Origin of the sequence: Cylindrospermopsis curvispora GIHE-G1, from assembly GCF_014489415.1 — a bacterium.
In the GTDB taxonomy this organism is placed as follows: Bacteria; Cyanobacteriota; Cyanobacteriia; order Cyanobacteriales; family Nostocaceae; genus Raphidiopsis; species Raphidiopsis curvispora_A.
In genome coordinates, this window is sequence record NZ_CP060822.1 from 1,597,997 (window position 1) to 1,620,920 (window position 22,924).

The following is a 22,924-nucleotide window of genomic DNA, read 5'->3' on the forward strand; positions in this document are numbered from 1 at the left end:
AGTTACCAAAAACTATCTACCACTGGAGGAGCGGACAATGGGGTTTTCCACCGAGTCTCGATATTGCTGGACTTGATCTGTGTAAGCAATAGGTAAGACAGCTTCCACGTTTTCATGGGGACGGGGGATAATTACCCAGGATTCCAGAGTACCACCATAGACATTTTGTGCTGCTTCCACACCAGCGGCCATGGCAGTTTTCACCTCAGAAACATCACCACGAATATTGATTGTAAAGCGGGCGCTACCAACTCGGATATAACCGACCAAAGTTACCCTTCCAGCTTTAACCATAGCATCTGCTGCTGCTAAAACTGCGGGAAAACCCTTTGTTTCTAAAGATCCAACGGCCTGTAGGGACATTACTAATCTCCTGTATAAATAAAATTACCGGTACAAGTTAAAAAATGCGAAAAGGTTCGGACTTAGAAGTGAAATGGATGGGTAGAATTGTCTCCACATTTTCCGGTGGGTTGGGGACTATGTAATGAGTAATCACCTGACCACCATAAACAGTTTCTTCGGAAGCTATTCCAGCTGCAACAGCGGTTTTCACCTCTGCTACCTGTCCTCTAACAGCAACCAACAACCTTCCACTTTCTGCAATGCCATAGTATACGATTGTGACAGCAGCAGACTTAACCATAGCATCTGCTGCGGCTAAAACTGCGGGAAAACCTAAAGTTTCGATAACGCCAACTGCCATTGGCATGGCTTAACTCTCCTGAATTTCTGTATCAGTGATATTTATTGTAGGGGATTTGGTACCATGAATAATAATCTGGCAAAATTTTGATAGAAGGCCCATCTGCTCGGTTACTCGTACAAAAGGTCTTAATTGGGTATTTTAGTAAGCTTTACACAGCGGTAACATCATAATGCCTAATATTCTATCAATTTGGTTAATATAGTACTCTAGGGAATCAATAAAAACAGTCGCGTTTTCCAGACGCAAGAACTTCCAAACCGTCCCCGTAGAAACGACCCCATAAATATAAGTCAAGGGAGTCCCTCCTTGGGAATTAAACAACTGAGCTGCTACCATTTCGGCAATACACTGTCCCAATCCCCCTTTAATATTTTCATTTTTTGCCTCTACCACAGCGATGACTGGCACTGTGATAAAATACTGTTCCTTAGAATGGCTAATTAAATAATCGCAAAATCCCACCAAACCCCTTTCCGGATCTACATTAAACTCAGTACCGGAAAACAGACTGATTTGGTGTTTAGTTTGACGGCGTAGCTCTGCTAACACTGGGGCGATGAGAAATTCGGAACGGGCTTTTTCTGTATTAATGGCAGTTGCTAAGGGCAAATACTCCTGTAGGGTCTGCTGAAGATATTCTGAAGGTTGGAGAGGTTTGACCTCACAAAACAAATTTTGGTCTTCTTCTACCTGCAAGCTAAAGGTTTTTATTACCTTATCTAGGGTGGTGAACTCACTGTAAGCCATGGCGTAACTTTTGTTTATACATCCAGTTGGGTTTTGGTAAGGATATAAGAATTATAGTACAATCGGTGGACTGGAAATGCCATTTAGTCAGCAATTCTAAATTTGGAATGTAGGTTGAGTTTAATAGGAAACCCAACATCTCTATTAATTAGATGTAATGCTGCTGTGATTCACCTCACAACGAATTGCACATTTTTCATCCTCGTCATCGCCATTTTCGGTAAAATAGGTTTACTGGGGGAAGCGTTTATATATGTGATAAGAAATCACCGATTTAAGACTGATGCAGCTTAACCGGAGGATATGGGATTTGTAACATTTTGTAACATGCTCATTGTTTTGTTTAAGATAGACATGTTATAATCCCTGTTGGGATTGCTACTGTTAACCAAATATTTTTAAAAACAATTGTGTGAGGTTTTTGGTCGTGGCGAAAATAACTAATCAGGGCTTAAATAGTGCATTGCACCAGCTGTGGGTTTTTTCTTTGTCAGGTGACTTTTGGCAAGTGTTGGATACGGCATTTGGTACGGAATATAACAGAGAAAATGCCCAAATACTGAGGTTACAGTGGCAAAAAGGGGATTTTAGTCAGTTATCGCAAATAGAGATTGTAGATAGCGGTATTCTAGGCGATGGTAATGGTGCATACTCGTCAAGTGAGAATAGGATTTATCTGTCTAGCAAGTTAATAGAGAAGGGCACTTTAGGTTTAGTTAGCAAGGTGCTTATAGAGGAAATAGGGCATTATGTAGATGCTTATATTAATACAGTGGATAGTCCCGGAGATGAAGGGGCGATTTTTGCTGCATTGGTTTTGGGTGAAGGATTAAATAAGGATGAGATTAGTCGGTTAAAAGCAGAAGAAGATCTAGCATCAGTAACCATTGATGGCAAAACAGTAGAAGTAGAAAAGAATGGTTCAATCTTGCCCGTAGTAGCTTGGACACGTTTATTAGGAACCAGCGGTATTGATTTTGGTGCGGACTTAACTGTGGGAACTGACGGATCCCTCTACGTAGTTGGTTTCACGGAGGGCAATCTGGATGGAAGCAATAGGGGACTTCAAGACGCTTTTATTGCCAAATACGACGAAAATGGCACAAATGTTTGGAAAAAACAATTTGGTACTGTTGCAGGTGACATTGCTGATGCAGTAACCATATCTGGTGATGGATTTATCTATGTAGCTGGGGTTACAGGAGGGAACCTTGGTGGTCAGAATAGCACCGGTTTGGGAGCGTTTATTAGAAAATATGATCCAGATGGCAATGAAGTTTGGACCCAGTTGGTAGATATAAATACTGGTAGTCTAAATATTGCCTATGCAGTGGTTGCTGGCAGTGATAGTTCCATATATATCTCAGGAAGCACTATTGACCCAACCCAAACTAGTGTAGGTGGTCAGTTACTTTCCGATGCTTTTGTTAGTAAATATGACTCAAGTGGTACTAAGATTTGGACAAAGTTACTGGGAACACTTAGTGGTAATGAAGAGGCTATTGCTTTAACTGTCGGCAGTGACCAATCAATTTATGTCACAGGTTATACTGAGTGGAAATTGGATGGAGAAAACTACAATGGAGCGACAGATGTATTTGTCAGTAAATATGATCCAAATGGCAACCGGATTTGGACGAGGGTATTAGGAACAATTGAAGATGAAACACCATCGGGGTTAGCTACAGATAGTAGCGGATTTATCTATGTTAGTGGTACGAGCGGTGGAAATTTAGATGGGCAACCTAATAGCGGTTTATCAGATGTATTTATTAGCAAGTACAGTTCAGATGGAAGTAAAGTTTGGACAAAGCTAATAGGTACTAGTGGAGATGATCTAGGATCTTTAAGCATTGGGAATGATAACTCCATTTATCTGGGGGTTTCTCCAGATATCCAGCTTGACCCTAATTCTTACCTTGGATTTCAAGCATCTGAGAGCTTTATCACCAAGTACAGTACGAACGGTGATCAAATCTGGAAAAGTCCCCCCTTGTTGACTGGTAGTAATTATCCAACCACCCTAACCACGGGAAAAGATGGCTCGATCTATTTAGGTGGGATAACTGATAGCAACCTGGATGGACAAAATAATAGTGGATCTTTTGATGTCTTTATCACTAAGTTAGAAGATGATGTTCCCACATTGGCGATCGCTCCTGAAAATGCTAACCAACCTGAGGGAGATAGTGGTAGCAAGGCATTCACATTTATTGTCAACCGGAGTGGCTATATCTTAACTCCAGTCAGTGTTGATTATACAGTACAAAGTCCCGTACTTACCGCTGTTATAGATGGGATGGAATCCGCTATTGGGGATGACTTTGTGGGAGGTGTTTTTCCCTCGGGAAGAGTTAACTTTGTAGGAAATGAAACTAGTAAAGTGATCACAGTGAATGTGCAAGGAGACACTACCCCTGAAGTGGATGGTGATTTCCCCAGCGTGGATGTCTTTACGGTTACCCTCTCTAATGCCACTGGTGGGGCAACTATTACCACTGCAACTGCTGTAGGAACTATCCAAAACGATGATGTTGTTGTTGCTCCTGGACTGGCGATCGCATCTACCGGCGCCACTCAAACGGAAGGGAACTCAGGTACAAAAGCTTTTCCCTTTACTGTTACCCGCAGTGGAGATACTACTAGTAGCAGCAGTGCTAATTGGGCAGTTACTGGATTTGGCACTAACCAAGCAGATGTCACGGATTTTGGTGGAACCCTGCCAACTGGTACAGTGAATTTTACAGCAGGTGAAACTAGTAAAACTATCATAGTAGATGTGTTAGGAGACACCACTGTTGAACCGGATGAAGGGTTTACAGTTACCCTCTCCAACCCCACTAATGCTACCATTACCACTGCTACTGCTGTAGGAACTATCCAAAACGATGATGTTGTTGCTCCTGGACTGGCGATCGCATCTACCGGTGCCACTCAAACGGAAGGGAACTCAGGTACAAAAGCTTTTCCCTTTACTGTTACCCGCAGTGGAGATACCACTAGTAGCAGCAGTGCTAATTGGGCAGTTACTGGATTTGGCACTAACCAAGCAGATGTCACGGATTTTGGTGGAACCCTGCCAACTGGTACAGTGAATTTTACAGCAGGTGAAACTAGTAAAACTATCATAGTAGATGTGTTAGGAGACACCACTGTTGAACCGGATGAAGGGTTTACAGTTACCCTCTCCAACCCGACCAATGCTACCATTACCACTGCTACTGCTGTAGGAACTATCCAAAACGATGATGTTGTTGCTCCTGGACTGGCGATCGCCCCTACCAATGCCATTCAAACAGAAGGAAATATAGGCACAAAAGCCTTTACTTTTACTGTTACCCGCAGTGGAGATACCACTAGTAGCAGCAGTGCTAATTGGGCAGTAACAGGGTCTAGCACTAACCAAGCAGATGTTACGGATTTTGGTGGAACACTACCAAGTGGTATGGTCAGTTTTGCAGCAGGTGAAACCAGTCAAATCATCACAGTGAACGTGTCAGGAGACACCACATTTGAACCGGATGAAGGGTTTACAGTTACCCTCTCCAACCCCATAGGAGCAGTTTTGGGTACATCCTCTGTCGGAACTAATATCCGAGAGTCAGCTTCAGGTGGTTATGGGGTGACCGAGAAGTTTTACAATATTTCATCAGGAGATGGTATCTTTACGCTGAACTATAATATGTACGGTATTCCAGATAAAGCGGAGATACTTGTCAATAATGTGTTGCAAAACCAAACTAATGGATTTGTCTCTGGAGGGGGATCTTTAGACCTGAATTCAGTCAAATTAAAAGCTGGAGACCAGGTCAAAGTGATAATTACTGGTAATGATCCCGATACAGGTTGGGACTACAGCGTGGATTATAGTGGGGGAATAAGTTCTTTGAACTATATTGCCAGTGGTGTTATTATCAATGATGATACCCAAGTCACCCAGGTCAACCTAGCTGTCTCCCCTACCACCGTTACAGAAGATGGAAATAATAACCTAATCTACACCTTCACCCGCACTGGTTCCATCACTAACACTCTAGCTGTAAACTACACCATTGGGGGAACAGCTACCCTAGACACGGATTACACAGGGATTATCAGTGCAGGAACCACAAAGACTGTCACTTTTGCTGCTGGGTCATCCACCGCTACAGTTACTATTGACCCCATAGCTGACACCACAGTAGAAGGGGATGAAACAGTGGAGTTAACTTTGGCTCCTGGCACTGGTTACAACATTGACACCACCAGTGTAGTCACAGGAACAATTACCAATGACGATCGCACCCTCACCCCCATTACTAATTACGCACCCAACGTTAATATATCCACGGGTTTGGTTTTCAGTACCAATGGGGGAGGAAATCTGTCTTTAGACACAAATAGACTATCCATGTCTAATGAAGTTACCGGTGTCCAAAATGGAACAAAGTCCAATTTTAACCACTTATTTGGACTATACGAGGTTGTGGATGCTGACGGAGGAATTAATACCGGTAGCGGGATCGTAAAACCAGGAGACAGGGATTATGCGTTTCATGCTCTCACCACTGCTAGAGTCAAGGACTTCATAGTACAAGCAGGTAATAGCGATATTCCCAGCACCGCTACACAATTAGGGTCTGGTGTGTCACTTCAAGGTAATAAGTTTTATGCTCCTTTTGTGATTGCTAACTGTGGAACTTACTTCCCTAATTTACAACAGGGAGTAGAAGATTTCATCGCTGCTGAAAATGGAGACGTAAACCGGTTTGCCAATGCACCTAAACATGTGCGAGACCTTGTTGCTACGGAAGTAGGTAATGAGTTCAATAATGCACCTAGATTCGTACAGGAACCTGTAGCCTATTTTAGCTTTGGGTCAGCTAATCCCGATAAATCTCCCCATCTCCGTTCCTATGGTAATGGGGTCTATGGATTTGAGGATTTACCCGCTACCGCTACCCAATATTCCAACAATGATTTCAATGATGCGGTTTTTGCTCTTTCTTAAACTTGAGGTTGTTGGTTTCTCAACTTCTCCATCCCCGGATGGGGAGGTTGAAACTTTGGTGTTAAGTAGGGAGACACAATTATTTGTAGGATGGGTCGAGTAACGAGACCCATCTGGGTGTTGGGTTTCATACTTCAACCCAACCTACGTTCTCCATCCCCGCATGGGAAGGTTGAAACTCTGTGGATATGTTAGTACATTTTAACTAGTCTGAGTGATGATAAGGGGGGAGATGGGTAGATTGTATTTAGCTGCTAAATTAACTTCGATTTCTAGGGTACTTATTTGTTGTCTCAACCAATTTGTAAATAAATCTCCTATAATTCTCAGACGTATCTGTTCATTCAACTGGGGTTGAATAATCTCTTCTACCATGATGATACGCACTCCCTGGGGTGTGGTGATGGGTTTGAGGATTTGTGGGGGATTAGCAGCAAAAATGGCCGCAGCAATTTCTGGTCTGAAATCTTTGCGCTCACGCATACCTTGATATCCCCCCGCTCTACGGAGTTCTGGATTTTGAATATATTGACGAGCTACTTCATGAAAGCTAATTTCCCCTTCCTGCAAGGCATAAAATATTTCTAGGGCTAAATCTTCATCATCTAATATGACTTCATAAATTGCTGCTGCAATGTATTCCAGTTGATGAGCATAAAAAAATGATTCCACTTGGTCTGCAAATAAATGATTAGCTAATTTGGCAGATAGTAGGTTGGTGTAGGCAATTTCTTCAAAGTTATCTAGGGATAAATAGTGTCTCTTTAACCAGGCCCAAGTGTCTTCTGCTTTGACTAGGTTATTGGCTAATCTCAGATTGTCCGCTGCTTGCTGTAGTTCCGCTGTGGTTATCTGAATATCCTCTTTCATCGCTGTCTGTGTCACTATTTTCCTACTGGCGATCGCATCTAATATGTTGGGCATTTGACAAGATATTTTTAGGTGATACAGAATATCTTGATCACCAACATTGATTTTTTCTAACATGATTTTTTCCTCCTCTAATCTTATAAATCCAAACCATTTTTCTGTAATCTTTTAAATGGATCTAATATCAGATCCATAACTCGACGTTGACGGACAATAAGTTCTGCGGTAGCTGTTTGACCTGGTATTAGGGGAATGGGCTTATCCCCAGATTTGATATAGGGTTTTTCTAAGGCAATTTCTAATTGGTATGTTTCCACAGAAGTGGGTCTATTTGGTGAAACCTTTGCATCAGGTGAAATCCATAAAACCCTTCCCTGAGTTACCCCATACTCCTGGAATGGATAGGCATCAAATTTAATTTTTACTGGCATTCCTACTTTAATAAAACCACTTTGTTGACTTGGTATTTCCGCTTTCAAAATTAAATTGGCATCTTTGGGAGCAATTTGAGCTACCATTTGTCCTACCTGAACAACAGCACCTGGCTTTTTAATCGGTAGCTCGAAGACTATACCATCCACAGGCGATCGCAATGTTCGTTGTTGTAATTGTAATTGCAGGGACTTGATTTGACTTTTAGTTTGGCTAATCTCCGATTTTATGCCACTAATTTGTGTTTGTAAATCTTTGAGTTGCTCTTGATTTTTTAACACTGTTAATTTACCTGCTTGAATAATACTTTGGTAACTACTTTCCTGTTCTTGTAACCGGAGTTTGGCTTGTTGAATTTCCGACCGTAATTGATTCATAACCGAGTTGTATCGGTTTAATTCTTCCCGTAGTTGTAAACTAGCCCTTTGCAGGTTAGAACTAGCTTCCTGTCGTAATCTTTGACTATCTTCTGCTGTTTTTTCTATCTCCACAAATCGGGTTTGAGGAATTATCCCTTCTTCTAACAGTTGGTTATAGCGAGCAACTTCTAGGGAATCTCGACGTAAACGGTTTTCAGCTAATCCATAAGCAATTTGGGTAGACTGGATATTCTGTTTTACTTGTTCTACTTGTGTAAGTCTTTCCAATTTTTGCAATTGATACGCACTCTGTTTAGCATCGAGATTTTCCCTTGCTTGATTTAATTGGGCAAGTTTTTCTAGGGATTGGGATTGATTTTGTTGTTTCTGAATATTAATAGCCAGTAACACCTGATTATATAACAATTCTACTTGGGTTTGACGATTGACTAAACCCTCTAATTTTGCTTGAGCTTCTTGTAATTGTGTGCGCAGTAATTGAGATTCAATTTCCATCAAAGGTTGTCCAGCTTTAACCCTGGCACCTTCTTTTACATTAACTGCAACCACACTACCCATGACTGAACTATCTAACTTATGAGTTGCACCTTTTGGTTCCATTCTACCACTAGCACTCCCCGTTTCGTCAATTTGAGAGAACATAATCCATGGTAAAGCAACTGCTGTAAAAGTAACTAGTAAATACAGCATTGATCTGGTCCACACTTTGGGTAAAGCATCTAATAATTCTTCCGTGCCATAAAACCAGTCTTTAACTGAAGTTTCTATCTGGTTGGGATTTTCTTGAGTAATAATTTCGGCAATTGGCGGTTGTTCTGATATCAAAATTGCCGAAGATGAATTATAGGTTGATTGTGGCATAAATTTCCCTTACCTCAAGTTCACTAACTAACTACGGATAACTGTTGTTGATTAAGATAGTAATAATTTCCACGTTTAGCAATCAATTCTTCGTGAGTACCTTGCTCGACTAAAATTCCCCGATCTAATACTAAAATTAAGTCAGCATGACGTACGGTAGATAGACGATGGGCAATTATTAAACTAGTGCGTCCTTTGAGAATTTTCTGCAAGTTTTTTTGAATAATTCTTTCAGATTCTGCATCTAGATGACTGGTGGCTTCATCTAATATTAAAAGGCGCGGATTTCCTAATAATGCTCTAGCTATAGCTAAACGTTGTCTTTGTCCCCCCGATAACATACCTCCTCCCTCACCAATTTGAGTTTCGTAACCCATGGGCATAAATTTAATAAATTCATCTGCACCTGCTAATTGTGCCACGGTAATGATTTCTTCTAAGGTGGATTCTGGATGGGCAATACTGATGTTTTCTCTAATTGTACCACCAAATAAAAATGTGTCCTGGTCCACAACCCCTATTTGAGACCGTAAGGATTTGAGAGCAATACTTGTCACATCTTGATTGTCTATTAAAATTCTACCATCTGTCGCAGGATATAATCCTAAAATTAGTTTGGATAGAGTTGTCTTACCAGATCCACTTCTTCCTACTACTGCTACGGTTTGTTCAGGTTTAATGTGAAAGTTGATGTTTTCTAAAATGTTAATATCGCTGTCTTTGTGATAACGAAAGGTGACATTTTCAAAGCAAATTTCTCCCCTTAGTTTTGATAAACTTTGCCGAGGTTGGATGACTAAGTCCTCTTCTACTTCTGCTTCTAATACATCATTAATGCGCTCGGTAGAAACTATAACTTCTTGAAGTTGATTCCACAACACGATTAACCTTTGAAAAGGCTGGATAATGTTGCCTAATAACATATTAAAGGCTACTAGTTGACCAATAGTCAACTGATTTTGAATTACTAACCAAGCGCCAAACCAGAGTAAGCCTGTTGTTGCTAAAGATTGAATGGTGGCACTAATTATTTGTAACTTATTACTAATAATTTGAACGGCAAAGTTTTTCTTGGTCAAATTATGTAGTAATTCTTCCCAGCGCCATCTTACAGTTTGTTCTATAGCTAAGGAACGAATTGAAGAAATGCCACTTAAAGCCTGAATTAAATAGCTATTCTCTTTGGCTAATGCTCCAAATACTTCTCGACTAATACGTCTCAAAAAAGGTGTGGCAAATAATGCTAGAAAAACAAATGGTGGGACAATTGCTAAAACAAACAATGCTAGAGGTGGACTATACCAAAACATCAAGCCTACATAAATAAATACCGTTAGTAAATCTAGAATAATAGATAGGGCTTCCCCCGTGAGGAATCGCTGAATTTTTTGGTTTTCTTGTACGCGAGAAACAATGTCACCCACATAACGAGACTCAAAAAAAGACAAGGGTAGTAAAAATGTATGTTTGATAAATCCCACCAATAATGCTACGCTAATTTTATTAGCTGTGTGGTCTAATAAATATTGTCTAAGTCCATTAATCACTACTCTAAATAATCCGAAAATTAGTAAACCAAACCCAACTGTATTTAGGGTTATTGTGCTACCCTGAACTATAACCCGATCCAACAAAAGTTGGGTAAATAGGGGTGTTACCAAACCAAAGATCTGAATTAAAATCGAAGCCACCAAAACTTCTACAAGTATCTGAAAGTGAGGTTTCACTAACTCAAATAACTGCCAAAATGGGCTGTTAGCTTCTATGCTCTCTTGAAAAGATTTTGTAGGTTCTAATAATAGTGCATAACCAGTCCACCCAGCTTTAAATTCCTCAACTGTTAAAGTTCGTTGTCCAATAGCGGGATCTCCTACAATTACCTGTTTTTTGCTAATCTCATAGACTACTATATAATGTTTTCCCTCCCAATGGGCGATCGCGGGTAATGGTTGCTGAGCAAATTTATCTAAACTAGCTTTTACTGGACGGGTAGCAAAACCAATACTTTCAGCAGCACTGGTTAAACTTTTCATTGATGCACCAGAACGGTTAACATTAGCCAGTTCTCGCAGACGATTAATACTGAAATTTTTCCCCCAATAACGGCTAATCATTACTAAACAAGCTGCGCCACAGTCGGAAGCACTTTGTTGTTCAAAATATGGGTATCGTTTACTAATTTTATGCCACCAATTACTAACTGTAACTGTGGGAGTAGGGAAGTATTTTTGTGATTTTTTCCGTTCTGGTTTAGCTGGTTTAACTGGTTTCCTCTCTGGAGGAAATTGAATGATATTCTGACTTGTGGTAGAGATTGGTGTTTCTAGGTGTGTTTTTAAAAAGCTATCCCAATTCTTGGCTTGGAGTAGCAGACGCTCTAGAACACTAGGCAATTGATTAATTACTTCCTGGGGAAGATAACCAATCTTTAAATCTACGGAAGCTCTAACAACATAATTGGCAAAATCATATTCGGGAAATAATGTCAACTCCCCAAAGCATGCTCCCGATGTTAAAGTGCTAACTAAATTGTTCCTACTATCTAATATTCTTGCTCGACCTGATAATACTAAATAAATTCCTGGGCGGGCGGTTTCAGATTGCCAAAATTGTTTCCCCACAATAGGTTCAATGATTTCCAATTTTTGCAAACAATTTTCTAAATCATTTTGATCCAGGGATTTACCTAAAATATGACTAATTTGGGCAGATATATGTTCTTGAGAAAGGGCTGAAATCATTTCCTAAACTCCTATAAGTAGGGAGGCACAATTATTTGTAGGATGCCCATGGGGGCGTTGGGTTTCGTTCCTCAACCCAATCTACGTTCTAAACTCCTATATCAGTGATTATTCGCCGGAGATCATTGATGATTTGGAAGTAGACTAAATGACCAATTAAAACTAGGTTCTAAGTTGGATGGTAAATCACAAATTGAAATACTTTTATCCTGATTTGCTGGATCTTTTATGGCACAGGGGTTTTTAGCTCTAGTGGAAAGTCCCATTTGCTTGAGTAACCGATTAATATGGCGATCGCTAATGGTAATGCCCAATTCCTTAGCTAGATGTTTACTCAACCATTGAGCGGTCCAATTGCTAAAAGCATAGCCATATTCCCGAGGACTATGATTAACTAGGTCTTTCAATCTTTCTAAGTACTGATTATTAACGGTTTTTGGTCTCCCTATCTTTCGCTCTTTCCATTTGTGTGCCATTCCTGCTTCTGCTATACCCATCCAATATCTGGCCATTTCCTGGGAACAGTCGATAATCTCACAGATCTGAGATTGGGATTTTCCCATATCAGCTAATAAGATAATCTCAATTCTACGGCGATACTCTGAGTGGGAATTGGTTTGCAAATTTTTTAACAGTGTTTTACGTTCAAAGGGGGTTAAAAACTTGCTCTCGTGTTTATCGTAAATTTCATAAATATTATTGGTACTATTGGCATCAAGACTAGAAGACATAATTATCACCATTTTATCAAATACTACAAAGTCTTAGAGTGACAATCAACTAAACTCAAATTAGTTCAAATTATTAAATTCAATATTTTTTCCCCCATCATAATCCATTCAAAAATCATCCAATCTGCCATAAATTAATATTGGCAAGATTGACTGTTTATTTAATCCTATTGCTTATCTTATATTAAATTTTTGTTGAATGTGACAATACTTTAGATTGATGAATTGTGTTAATCTGACTAAAATCAGTAAATAGTTGCTGTATATGTAACATAATCTCAGTTATTATGACGGACAAAAGTTCATCCGAGAGAGTGCTACTTCGGGTTTTACTTATTTTGATGATAATTGGTTTAATCTCATTTAGATTGCCATTCCCGAGCATAACCCAAGATACCTAATTTGCCAAAATCAAATCTAGAGTAGGGATTCAACAATTCCCTTAACCGTTGCAATAACTCAACTGAGTAGCCTAATTCCTGTCCTAGTGCGCCCAACATTGCCTCGCGGTGGTTCGGTATGGGCGATCGCTACCAATCGCTCGAACGTTTGTGGAGACTGAAAATGTTTAAGTAATTGTTGGTGGGTCTCAGCAGAAGATAAATCGCTCCATTCTCCCCGGGAACGTAAAAAGTCCAGCTGCTTCCCTAGTTGATAGATTTCCCCAGGTGCTAGGACGACGGGTATAGAGTTTTGCCCGTTGTCCCAACCAAACCCTAGATAAGCTAAACGAACCCCATGCAGGAGTGGGGTTTCATACTTCAAACCAACCTACATTCATCTGATATTTAATTCCATCCACCCACTTAAACTTCTGCGTAGTGTTCCTGTTGACGTTCCACAAAAGTTTGTACGCGATAACGATAAATCCTCATATTTTCGTCCGCCCACTCCTTATCACTACTGTTAACAAATAAATGTACCAAAGGTTCACTTGCATCTGGTAATACTAGTACCCAACTGTCATCATAAGATTGACAAATTTTTACTCCATCAATTAATTCTAGGTTGTGTGCGGGATGGGTTTCCACTAGATAACGCATTAAAGCTCCTTTGGCAATCCAAGGACAACGAATGGTATAATTCTTGTGAATCACTCGCGGTAACTCTCCCCGCACAGCAGTCAAGGAACGTTCTTGAATTGTTAACATTTCAATCAATTTGGCGATGCAAAACATGGAATCAAATCCAGGATGTAATTGGGGGAAAATAAAACCGGTTTCGCCACTACCGCCTAATACCACATGGGAATTTTTTTGACAAGCTTCCATTAAAGCTGTAGGGTTGGCTTTGGTGCGAATTACTTTACCGTCATGACGACGTGCTACCTGTTCCACTGCACTCGAAGCATGAACTGGTACCACTACAGAACTTCGAGGATTAGCTGTTAACATCATTTCTACCATTAATGCTGTCAGCATTTCTCCACGCACGGGATAACCAGACTCGTCCACTAAAATTAGTTGTTCCCCATTTGCAGACACCTGTACACCAAAGTTCGCTTTCACCGCTTCTACTACATGACCTAATTGAGTTAATAGACCCTCTTTGGTTGTTATGGTCATTGATGTTTTATTTACACTGGCATTTAAAACTACTGCATCCGCACCAAATTTATCCAACAGCTGGGGTAGGACAGCACCAGAAACAGCATAAACATAGTCGATAACAATCTTGGCTCGACTATTACGTAAAGTCTCTACATTTAAAAGGTTTTCAAAAGCTGTACAATAATAATCTATGACCTGACCAGGATAGGACACATCTCCAATTTCATGACTTTGCGCCCTTCGCATGTCCTCTTTAAAATAAGCTCCTTCAATTTTCTTTTCCTGAGCTTTAGTAATATTAATTCCTTTACCATCCATAAACTCAATCAGGATATAATCGGGACGGTCTGGGTGCACTCGCACATGAATCCCACCAACTAAAGCCATTTTGGGAATTACGGTTCTGGTAATGGGAATTGCAGTGGAGTCAAGATTTTGAATATCTACCCCTACGGACATTAACCCAGCAATCAGAGAACGGGTGACCATACGTGAGACGGTGCGCTGATCACGGGAAACGCTGACTATGGAACCTGGTTTTAAGGTGGAACCATAAGCTACACCCAGTTTCACAGCAAATTCTGGACTAATATCAATGTTTGCTAAACCTTGTACCCCTCGCTGACCAAATAAGTTTCGTTGAGCGGTGTTTCCCCATATTAAATTAATGTTTAAAACAGCACCAGATTCAATCTTTTTACTCGGCCAAACCCGAATCCCTGGATTAATTTGTGCCTCTTCTCCTACCGTGGACAAGGAACCCACAATAGCAGCTTCCATTACATGGGCACGACGGTCTACCCTAGTACCACGGGAAATGACACAAGCAGATAGTTCTGCTTCTTCCCCAATAATCGCTCCATTCCAGACTATGGGACGTTTTAAATTCGCATCCGCACCAATGGTCACGTTGTCACCAATTATTGTACCATCTTCAATTTTTACCCTGGCCCCAATTCGGCAATTATTACCAATAATAGTGGGACTCTCAATTTTTGCTGTGGGGTCAATATAAGTATTTTGACCTATCCATAGGGAGGGAGAAACTTCCCTATAGGCAATCTCTAATTTCACTTTCCTCCTTAAAGCATCATATTGTGCCTCTCTGTAGGCGTCTAAGTGACCTACATCACACCAGTAGCCTCGGTCAATATAACCATAAATGGGTTCATTCTTCTCTAATAGCAAGGGAAATAGGTCTTTTGAAAAATCAGATTCCGTATTTTCTGGTAGGTATTCTAAAACTTCTGGTTCTAAAACATAAATGCCCGTATTAACCGTGTCGGAAAAAACTTCTCCTGTGGAAGGTTTTTCTAAAAATCTTCTGATGTGACCTTCCTCATCTGTAATTACCACTCCAAATTCAATTGGGTTGGGAACACGGGTTAATATTAAAGTGGCTTTGGAGTTTTTTTGCTTATGAAACTCAATGGCTGCTTTTAAATCAAAATCTGTAATGCTATCACCGCTTATTACTAAAAATGTCTCGTCTAATAGTTCAGCCACGTTCTTAACACAACCTGCTGTGCCTAGAGCTTGTTCTTCTTCAATCGCATAGGTGATTTGCACCCCAAAATCACTACCGTCTTGAAAATATTCCCGAATTACATCTGGTAAGTAGTGTAGTGTGGCAATTATTTCCGTAATTTCATTTTCTCGAAGAAGATGAATAATATGTTCGGCAATTGGTCTGTTTAAGATGGGAACCATTGGTTTGGGTAGATCACAGGTTAGAGGACGTAGTCTTGTCCCTGAACCACCTGCCATTAGCACTGCACGCATAAATCCTCCTGTATACTAGCCGGGTTGTATATAGATTCGTTATAAAATATGACCTTTCTTTTTTAGTCTCCTATTAATTTTGACCTTTGAGGAACTTCCACAAGAGACATCTTATAAAAGTCCAGTAAATTTACTTATCTGCTCCTCAAGATTGTATGATTAACATCCTCTTCAGCAAATCTCTACTAGGTGGGCATCATGGCTCGCCTCTGGTTATACATTAGCTATTATACAATAATTATCTTGCTGAAGATCTAGTTTGACTGGGATTCTTTTTAAACAATAGGGAAGTTCTCATAATGAATCAATTAAATTCTTATGCGTCCTTTTACTCTTGACAATGGCTCAAACAGGTGGTAATATGGATTCGTAGAATCCATATTACTAGTGCAGAGCTGTCAGGGATGTGAGAAGATGAAACTAATGATTATTGGACTTGGCTCTATTTATTTGGTTTTCGCTTGGCGATTCTGGTTAGGTTTTGAAAGAACACATTTCAGTCAAGGATTTTTCAATCGCCTAAAATTTAGTCTTCTGTGGCCAGTGTTTTACCTGACCAACTCCTCCTTTAGGCTTAATTTTAAAAGAGCACTCAAACGATAAAGTTTTTGAATATTTGGTTTAAAAAGCTTGAATCCACTCTTTAACTATATACTCTGTCCAAATACCATTTTTCCAATAAGGGTCAGCTTCTATGAGTTGACTCACAGCATTTTCGCTCTCAGCTTCATAAATACCAAAGACCTTAGTAATATCCTTGGTGGGACCTATGGTAATTAGTATTCCCGCATCCTTTTGTTTTGCCAGTCCTTCTAGGTGTGCTTGACGATAGGGTTCCCGTTTAGTTAAAACCTCTTCGCAGTAAGTACCCCACATAATATATTTTGCCATGATCTTTTTCCTCTGATATTTGTAGTTGTTAAGCTTAACCTGCTCCCTAGGGAGTTAAGTAGGGAGGCACAATTATTTGTAGGATGGGTTGAAGTATGAAACCCATCATACGTTCTACGTTCATCTTATGTTTAATTCCACCCACTTAACTTCTTAAAGTAACACCGAACTTTTCTACCAGGGACTCTCGAATTTTACGGTGTACTGGTTCAACCTCATTATCAGTCAAAGTGTGGTCAACTGCACGATAAACTAATCGAAAAGCTAAACTTCTTTGTCCTATGGGCACATTTTCACCTCTGTATTCGTCAAAAACCTCTACAGACTCTAGCAACCCCTTACCAGCTTTAGTAATTACTTTTTCAATCTCCCCAACCGTAACTTTTACAGACGCGAAAAACGCCAAATCGCGATCGCTTGCGGGGTAGGTAGAATAGGGTTTAAATTTAGGAGTCAATAGTTCATCATTATCCAGGGTACTGAGTAAGGTATCCAAATCTAATTGGAAGACATAAACTGCATCTGGTAAACTCTTTTCTCGTCTGAGTTGGGGATGAACTTGTCCAAAGGTTCCCAGTCTAGCTCCTCCTAACCATAAGGAAGCTGTCCTTCCGGGATGTAAACGTCTATCTCGGTTTTCCGGTTGAAATTCTACCTGCAGTCCCAGTTGTTGAAAGACATTTTCTAAAATACCTTTTGCTGCGAACCAGGTCATGGGATTTTCTCTTCCCCCATTGAACCATCTACCGACGGTAGTATCACCTCCCATAATTCCTGCAATGACTTGTGATTCCTCTAGTCCTTCTTCTTCTCTGGAGAAAATGGTGCCAATTTCAAAACCATTTAACGCTCCATTTCCCTGCTGTAGATTATATTCAAAAGCATCAATTAAACCAGAAATTAAATCGGTTCTCAGGGCTGAATATTCGGCAAATAAAGGATTATTTAAAAGAATTTGCCTGTCTTCACCGGGTTTGACTAAGGAGTAGTGCATTAACTCTGTTAAACCCTCTGCTCTTAAATAACTGCGTAATTTTCGCACTAGTTCCTGGTCTAAGGGTAAATAACCTGGTTCAGTTTTTTCGGGTAGAGTATCAACAAAGTTATCATAACCGTAAAGTCGGGCAATTTCCTCAATTAAATCAATTTCCCTTTCTAAATCGGAATAGCGATAGGATGGCACTTTTACTTGCCAACTACCATCCTGATTATCAGTTAGTTCACATCCTAAAGCTGTGAGAATCTTTTCCACATCTGCTGCTTTTAACTCTCCCGTTTCTACGCCCAAATCAATGGGACCTAACACTTGATTAATTCTCTCTAATCGCAAAATAATAGGATGATTCCCTAGAGCATTATCAGGACGGTAATCAGCAATTTCTTGATGAACAACTTTAGCATCTGCTAACTCCTGCATCAGAGATAAAGCTCGATCAGAAGCTGTTGCTAATTCTGCCCAATTAACTCCTCTTTCGTATCTTCCCGATGCTTCACTTCTTAAACCTATACTGCGAGAAGAACGACGAATAGCCACTGAGTTGAACAGTGCAGCTTCTAAAAATAAACTGGTTGTACCTGGATGAATTTCTGTTTCTTCACCACCCATAACTCCTGCTAGAGCTACAGGTTGATTGTTAGCAGTAATTAATAAGTTCTGAGTAGATAGGTTCCGGGTTTGTCCATCTAAGGTTTTGAGGGTTTCTCCAGCTTGAGCAAATCTCACACCAATAGTTACATCTGTTCCCTCACTTACCTGCTCTAATCTTTGTTTATCAAAGGCGTGTAGAGGTTGTCCTCTTTCTAATAATACATAGTTTGTAATATCTACTATGTTGTTAATTGGACGTACACCCGCAGCAATTAAACGCCTTTGCAACCATTCAGGAGAAGCAGCAATTTTCACATTTTCTATTAGGGTACCAATATATAGAGGACAAGCGTGCTGTTCAGAAATTTTCACCCGGATTTTTTGTGCTGTGCTGGGGGTGATTTCTACTCCTGTTAGTTGAGGAAGGGATAGCTTTCCACCCGTTAATGCTGCAACTTCCCTGGCAATCCCTACCATGGATAAAGCATCTGCACGATTAGCGGTAGCTGTGACATCTAAAATCACATCGTCCAAACCTAGAAGCGGACCTACCGCCCTACCTAGGATTAAACCCTCTTGTCTAAAAATATGAATCCCGTCTATCTCTGTGGGTAAACCCAATTCTTTTAATGAACAAATCATCCCATTGGAGGGTACACCTCTGAGCTTGGTCGGTTTGATTTTTAAATCAATATTGGGTAGATAAGTCCCCTTGGTTGCAACCGGTACATAAATATCAGCACATACATTTGATGCACCACAAACAATATTTAGTGTTTCCTCATCGCCTATATCTACTGTACAAACACTTAGTTTATCTGCGTTTGGATGCTGTTCCCTTTTTAAAACTTTACCTATGACAACGCCATCCGCCCAAGTGCGACGATCCTCTACACTCTCCACCTCAAACCCCGCCATTGTTAGGGTGTGGGCTAGTTCTTCCGGAGTCAGTTTAATTTCTACGAGTTCCCGTAACCAATTGAAAGAGATACGCATTGTCGTTGTGTTTGGATTTGGCTTTCACTTCCATCTTACCATTTTTGTTATTTGGTCTAACCTTTCCCACCACCGATAAAATACAATAGTGCCATGCGCACAGCTACACCACTAGTCACCTGATCTTGAATTAGGCTAAATTCTGGATCGTCCATTAAATCTGAACTGATTTCCACACCCCTATTTACTGGGCCCGGATGTAGTACTTTTACTTGAGATTTACAAGCTTTTAATCTTTGCCTGGTAATGCCAAATAGTTGATGGTACTCTCTTAAACTGGGCAACAGGTTACCAGTCATCCTTTCTTTTTGCAACCGTAAGGTCATGACAAAGTCAGCATCCTCCAGGGCTGGATCTAATTGCCAATGGATAAATAAACTCTGGGAATTTTCCTGTGATCCTACATATTCACTAAAGTATTTGGGTAATAAGGTGGGTGGTGCTGCTAGATGTACTTGGGCACCACTGGTAGTCAAACTCCAAATATTAGACCGGGCAACCCGTGAGTGTAAAATGTCACCTACAATGGCAATCTTTTTACCTGCTAAAGATGCAATTTTGGGTTGTTCTGGATCAATTAAACTACAAATGGTGAATAAATCTAATAGTCCTTGGGAGGGATGTTCATGTTGTCCATCACCAGCATTTAACACACTAACTTTTACACCTAAACGATCCATTTCCCGGGCGATCGCCTGTGGGACTCCTGCTTCTTTATGGCGAATTACCATAATATCCGTACCCATGGCTAAATAGGTTTTAGCTGTATCTAAAATTGTTTCTCCCTTGGTCATGGAGGAACTAGCACTAGAAAAATTGAGAGTATCTGCACTTAGCCTTTTAGCAGCTATTTCAAAACTACTTCTGGTGCGGGTGGAAGGTTCAAAAAAGAGATTGGCTACCACTTGTCCTTGCAAAGTTGGGACTTTTTTAGTTCGTCGTGATAACACTTCTTTAAATGAAGCTGCTGTTTGTAAAACAGCATTATATTCATTTACAGTAAAATCAGCTAGAGAAAGAATATGATGACGATTCCAATTACTTGCGGGCGTTGACATGTTAAACTGAAAATGATACTGCCTAATAGCTTAAATTAAATACTTTCAAAGCAAGGGAAATCATGCTCAAGAAGGTTAAAAAACCAATAGTATCCAACATAGTTGTCACCAGTGGACCACTCATTAAAGCTGGATCTAATTTTAGCCTTTGTAATCCCATAGGTAATAAAGTCCCCAAACTCACAGCAACCATGGTGTTGGTGGCCATTACCACACCAGCAATTAAAGCTACCCACTTTTCATCGGGTTTTGCCCAAATTAAAGAAAGTAGAATCATGGTTGAACCTAAGGCTAAAGCGGTTCCCAAACCTGCTATTAGTTCTTTGCGCAAAATCTTCCCCGCATCCTTTGTGGTCACCTCCCCTACACCTAAACCCCGAATGGTCACGGTTAAAGCCTGAATACCCACAGTCCCCCCAGTATTAGAAAATATGGGCATAATCACCGCTAAAACCGGAACCGCTGCAATTACCCGCTGAAAGGGAGCGATCGCACTAGCTGCGCCAATATACAATGCCATGATACCTAATAACCAGGGTAATCGCTTGCGAATGGTTAAATGAGGTGGTGACAAAGCCTCTTCATCACCACTTACCGCTGCCAATTTTTGAATATCCTCCGTGGCCTCCTCTTCTAAAATATCAACCACATCATCAATAGTAATAATTCCTACTAATCTATCCTCCCGATCTACCACAGGTATGGCTATTAAATCATAACGCTGCATGATCCGCGCCACTTCTTCTTGGGAAGTTTCAGTAGTTACTTTTACTACTTGAGAACTAGCAATATCCCTGATGAAAACTTCTGGAAAGGTAAATAACAACTGACGCAAGGAAACCACGCTCACTAACTTACGGTTGTCATCAGTCACATAAGCATAGTAAATAGTTTCCTTATCCTCATCTTGAAGACGAATTTTACTTAACGCTTCCCCCACTGTCAACCCTTGACGTAACCGCACGTACTCTGTGGTCATTACCCTACCCGCAGTACCTTCGGGATATCCCAAAATTGTAGCGGTTGCTTGTCTTTGTTCTGCACTAAGTTGTTGTAATAGTCTTTTAACTACTCCTGCGGGTAATTCATCAAATAAATACGCCCTTTCATCAGGACTCATTTCTTCTACTAGATGTACCACTTGAACATCATGTAAAGAATTAATCAGTTCCTCCTGCACCTCTGTGGGTAAGTACTCAAAAACGTCAATGGCCTGATTTTTATTCAACAACCTAAAGGCGATCGCCCTTTGTTGTTCTGGCAATTCTGAAATATACTCTCCTACGTCTACAGGTTGCAGACTATTTAAATCATATTTGAGTTTATTTAAGTCAGCAACATCCAAAGCGTTGCGAACATCTTGTGTTAGCACGGTTCACCTCCTTATGTCCCCCCCTACAGCGGGAGACAATCTCGCCAACTTAGGAGAGGATACTACTGCCATCTGGTGGACTTTTGTCCATAAAATTCCAACAATTTAATAGCGATATTTCGTCAAAGAAATGCTAACTGATCATCCTAACTCATAATGGTATTGACAGATAAGATTATCTTTTTTGTCTTTGTGCCATTTGAGCAACTATGATTACCGTTTGACAAAACCTACTAAAATCTACTAACGTAGACCTAGTAATTAAGGACTACTTTTTAACTCCGTATTTTTCCTTAAGAAGTTGACTAGCTTGGTGGTCAATTATCCAAGCCATATGGCATTTGTGTTCGATTTTAGATGGTAGACTAAAACTCATAATTTTCCATAAGTAGGGAGGCACAATTATTTGTAGGATGTGTGCGGGTGTTGAGTTTCATGCTTCAGCCCAACTTACGTTGATCTTATATTTAATTCCACTCACCCACTGATTTTTTGTATGGCATAAATCATGCGATTGCGAAGCACTAGCAATTGCGAGATCGCTATCATGTTTGATGAAACAGGTTTTGTTGCTATATGGATTTTGTGCATTTACATTTCCATTAAATTATCAAAAATTCTTTGCACTAACCCCTTGGTCTTACTCTCTAAATATTGCCAATCTACCTCCCCAAACTCATCTAATAAATTAGTATCAATGTCAACTAGGACATTTTCAGGACTATAATCCACAAAACAAACCTGATAACATAAATCCCATAAATCCATATTCACCACCTGTTCTTGATATTGCAAGCGTAAATGATATCCCGGATGGGGGATGGGTAAAAGAGCCAACTGTTGCTTAATAGCTAGTAAATCTTCCGCTGTGGCGTTTTTCGAATCCTCCAATAACTGGATCACAATAGATTTAGTTTCATCCGTTGTACCTGCTGGCCAAATCAGTACATCGTGGTAACTTCCTTTCCACTTGGATATATCCAGATGTTTACGAATATTATCAACAATGCGGATAAAAGCTGGTTGCATGAGAATTTCCGCTTGTTGCCATGTGGTATAATTGGGGATATTAGGTGGCATTTTTTTTAAAAATAATTAAAAAAACTAGGACTTACGCATTGACAATTTTTGAGTTTAATCAAAAAAACTGCCACTTTAGTCTAAATCTTTTCTCAACATAGCGGATATTAGGACAGAAAATTTGGAGATATTGACTAGGCAAAATT

The 22,924-nt window shown here is 40.2% G+C and carries 15 protein-coding genes; 1 reads left to right on the plus strand and 14 read right to left on the minus strand.

All coding sequences use genetic code 11. The annotated features are described in order from the left end of the window. Positions 1-12: 12 nt before the first annotated feature. The 3 genes from IAR63_RS07350 to IAR63_RS07360 all read right to left on the minus strand — a co-directional run bounded on the left by IAR63_RS07350 (position 13) and on the right by IAR63_RS07360 (position 1,456). A complete protein-coding gene (locus tag IAR63_RS07350; RefSeq protein ID WP_006278594.1) occupies positions 13-363 on the minus strand; it encodes a carbon dioxide-concentrating mechanism protein CcmK in 351 nt (116 codons plus the stop codon). 37 nt (positions 364-400) lie between these two features. Next, a complete protein-coding gene (locus tag IAR63_RS07355) occupies positions 401-712 on the minus strand; it encodes a carbon dioxide-concentrating mechanism protein CcmK (protein WP_006278595.1) in 312 nt (103 codons plus the stop codon). 135 nt (positions 713-847) lie between these two features. Next, positions 848-1,456, minus strand: a complete 609-nt coding sequence (locus tag IAR63_RS07360) for a hypothetical protein (RefSeq protein WP_187707114.1) — start codon at positions 1,454-1,456, stop codon at positions 848-850. Positions 1,457-1,883: 427 nt separating this feature from the next. On the opposite strand from IAR63_RS07360, the gene IAR63_RS07365 reads away from it, so the two are divergent. Continuing rightward, positions 1,884-6,446, plus strand: coding sequence for a Calx-beta domain-containing protein (locus tag IAR63_RS07365; protein ID WP_187707115.1), 4,563 nt, complete (start codon positions 1,884-1,886; stop codon positions 6,444-6,446). A gap of 201 nt (positions 6,447-6,647) precedes the next feature. On the opposite strand, the gene IAR63_RS07370 is transcribed toward IAR63_RS07365, so the two are convergent. The 11 genes from IAR63_RS07370 to IAR63_RS07420 all read right to left on the minus strand — a co-directional run bounded on the left by IAR63_RS07370 (position 6,648) and on the right by IAR63_RS07420 (position 22,778). Beyond that, on the minus strand, positions 6,648-7,433 hold the full coding sequence (locus IAR63_RS07370; RefSeq protein WP_187707116.1) for a peptidylprolyl isomerase: 786 nt from the start codon (positions 7,431-7,433) through the stop codon (positions 6,648-6,650). Between the two features lie 20 nt (positions 7,434-7,453). Further along, positions 7,454-8,989, minus strand: coding sequence for a beta-barrel domain-containing protein (locus tag IAR63_RS07375; protein WP_187707117.1), 1,536 nt, complete (start codon positions 8,987-8,989; stop codon positions 7,454-7,456). A 23-nt stretch (positions 8,990-9,012) separates the two neighbouring features. After that, positions 9,013-11,730: an ABC transporter transmembrane domain-containing protein gene (locus IAR63_RS07380; protein WP_187707118.1), complete on the minus strand. Its 2,718-nt coding sequence runs from the start codon at positions 11,728-11,730 to the stop codon at positions 9,013-9,015. A gap of 122 nt (positions 11,731-11,852) precedes the next feature. Then, complete coding sequence (locus tag IAR63_RS07385; protein WP_187707119.1) at positions 11,853-12,461, minus strand: helix-turn-helix domain-containing protein; 609 nt, start codon at positions 12,459-12,461, stop codon at positions 11,853-11,855. Positions 12,462-12,920: 459 nt separating this feature from the next. Next, a complete protein-coding gene (locus tag IAR63_RS07390) occupies positions 12,921-13,226 on the minus strand; it encodes a hypothetical protein (protein ID WP_141303541.1) in 306 nt (101 codons plus the stop codon). Positions 13,227-13,267: 41 nt separating this feature from the next. Beyond that, positions 13,268-15,793 carry a mannose-1-phosphate guanyltransferase gene (locus IAR63_RS07395; protein ID WP_187707120.1) on the minus strand — a complete coding sequence of 842 codons (2,526 nt, stop codon included), beginning with the start codon at positions 15,791-15,793 and terminating at the stop codon, positions 13,268-13,270. Between the two features lie 621 nt (positions 15,794-16,414). Further along, a complete protein-coding gene (locus IAR63_RS07400; protein ID WP_187707121.1) occupies positions 16,415-16,684 on the minus strand; it encodes a YciI family protein in 270 nt (89 codons plus the stop codon). Positions 16,685-16,829: 145 nt separating this feature from the next. Further along, entirely contained in the window at positions 16,830-19,268 is a 2,439-nt protein-coding gene (gene pheT, locus IAR63_RS07405; protein ID WP_187707122.1) for a phenylalanine--tRNA ligase subunit beta, read from the minus strand. A gap of 56 nt (positions 19,269-19,324) precedes the next feature. Next, entirely contained in the window at positions 19,325-20,326 is a 1,002-nt protein-coding gene (locus IAR63_RS07410) for an aspartate carbamoyltransferase catalytic subunit (RefSeq protein ID WP_187707123.1), read from the minus strand. A gap of 22 nt (positions 20,327-20,348) precedes the next feature. Next, the gene (gene mgtE, locus IAR63_RS07415; protein WP_187707124.1) at positions 20,349-21,698 is read right to left on the minus strand and encodes a magnesium transporter; all 1,350 of its coding nucleotides are present in this window, start codon (positions 21,696-21,698) and stop codon (positions 20,349-20,351) included. A gap of 591 nt (positions 21,699-22,289) precedes the next feature. Further along, positions 22,290-22,778: a hypothetical protein gene (locus IAR63_RS07420; protein ID WP_187707125.1), complete on the minus strand. Its 489-nt coding sequence runs from the start codon at positions 22,776-22,778 to the stop codon at positions 22,290-22,292. Positions 22,779-22,924 lie beyond the last annotated feature (146 nt).

Excerpts from the sequence above, each read along its gene's own strand:
- IAR63_RS07350 (WP_006278594.1), bottom strand. The coding sequence starts at position 363 with ATGTCCCTACAGGCCGTTGGATCTTTAGAAACAAAGGGTTTTCCCGCA.
- IAR63_RS07355 (WP_006278595.1), bottom strand. The coding sequence starts at position 712 with ATGCCAATGGCAGTTGGCGTTATCGAAACTTTAGGTTTTCCCGCAGTT.
- IAR63_RS07360 (WP_187707114.1), bottom strand. The coding sequence starts at position 1,456 with ATGGCTTACAGTGAGTTCACCACCCTAGATAAGGTAATAAAAACCTTT.
- IAR63_RS07370 (WP_187707116.1), bottom strand. The coding sequence starts at position 7,433 with ATGTTAGAAAAAATCAATGTTGGTGATCAAGATATTCTGTATCACCTA.
- IAR63_RS07375 (WP_187707117.1), bottom strand. The coding sequence starts at position 8,989 with ATGCCACAATCAACCTATAATTCATCTTCGGCAATTTTGATATCAGAA.
- IAR63_RS07380 (WP_187707118.1), bottom strand. The coding sequence starts at position 11,730 with ATGATTTCAGCCCTTTCTCAAGAACATATATCTGCCCAAATTAGTCAT.
- IAR63_RS07385 (WP_187707119.1), bottom strand. The coding sequence starts at position 12,461 with ATGTCTTCTAGTCTTGATGCCAATAGTACCAATAATATTTATGAAATT.
- IAR63_RS07395 (WP_187707120.1), bottom strand. The coding sequence starts at position 15,793 with ATGCGTGCAGTGCTAATGGCAGGTGGTTCAGGGACAAGACTACGTCCT.
- IAR63_RS07400 (WP_187707121.1), bottom strand. The coding sequence starts at position 16,684 with ATGGCAAAATATATTATGTGGGGTACTTACTGCGAAGAGGTTTTAACT.
- pheT (WP_187707122.1), bottom strand. The coding sequence starts at position 19,268 with ATGCGTATCTCTTTCAATTGGTTACGGGAACTCGTAGAAATTAAACTG.
- IAR63_RS07410 (WP_187707123.1), bottom strand. The coding sequence starts at position 20,326 with ATGTCAACGCCCGCAAGTAATTGGAATCGTCATCATATTCTTTCTCTA.
- IAR63_RS07420 (WP_187707125.1), bottom strand. The coding sequence starts at position 22,778 with ATGCCACCTAATATCCCCAATTATACCACATGGCAACAAGCGGAAATT.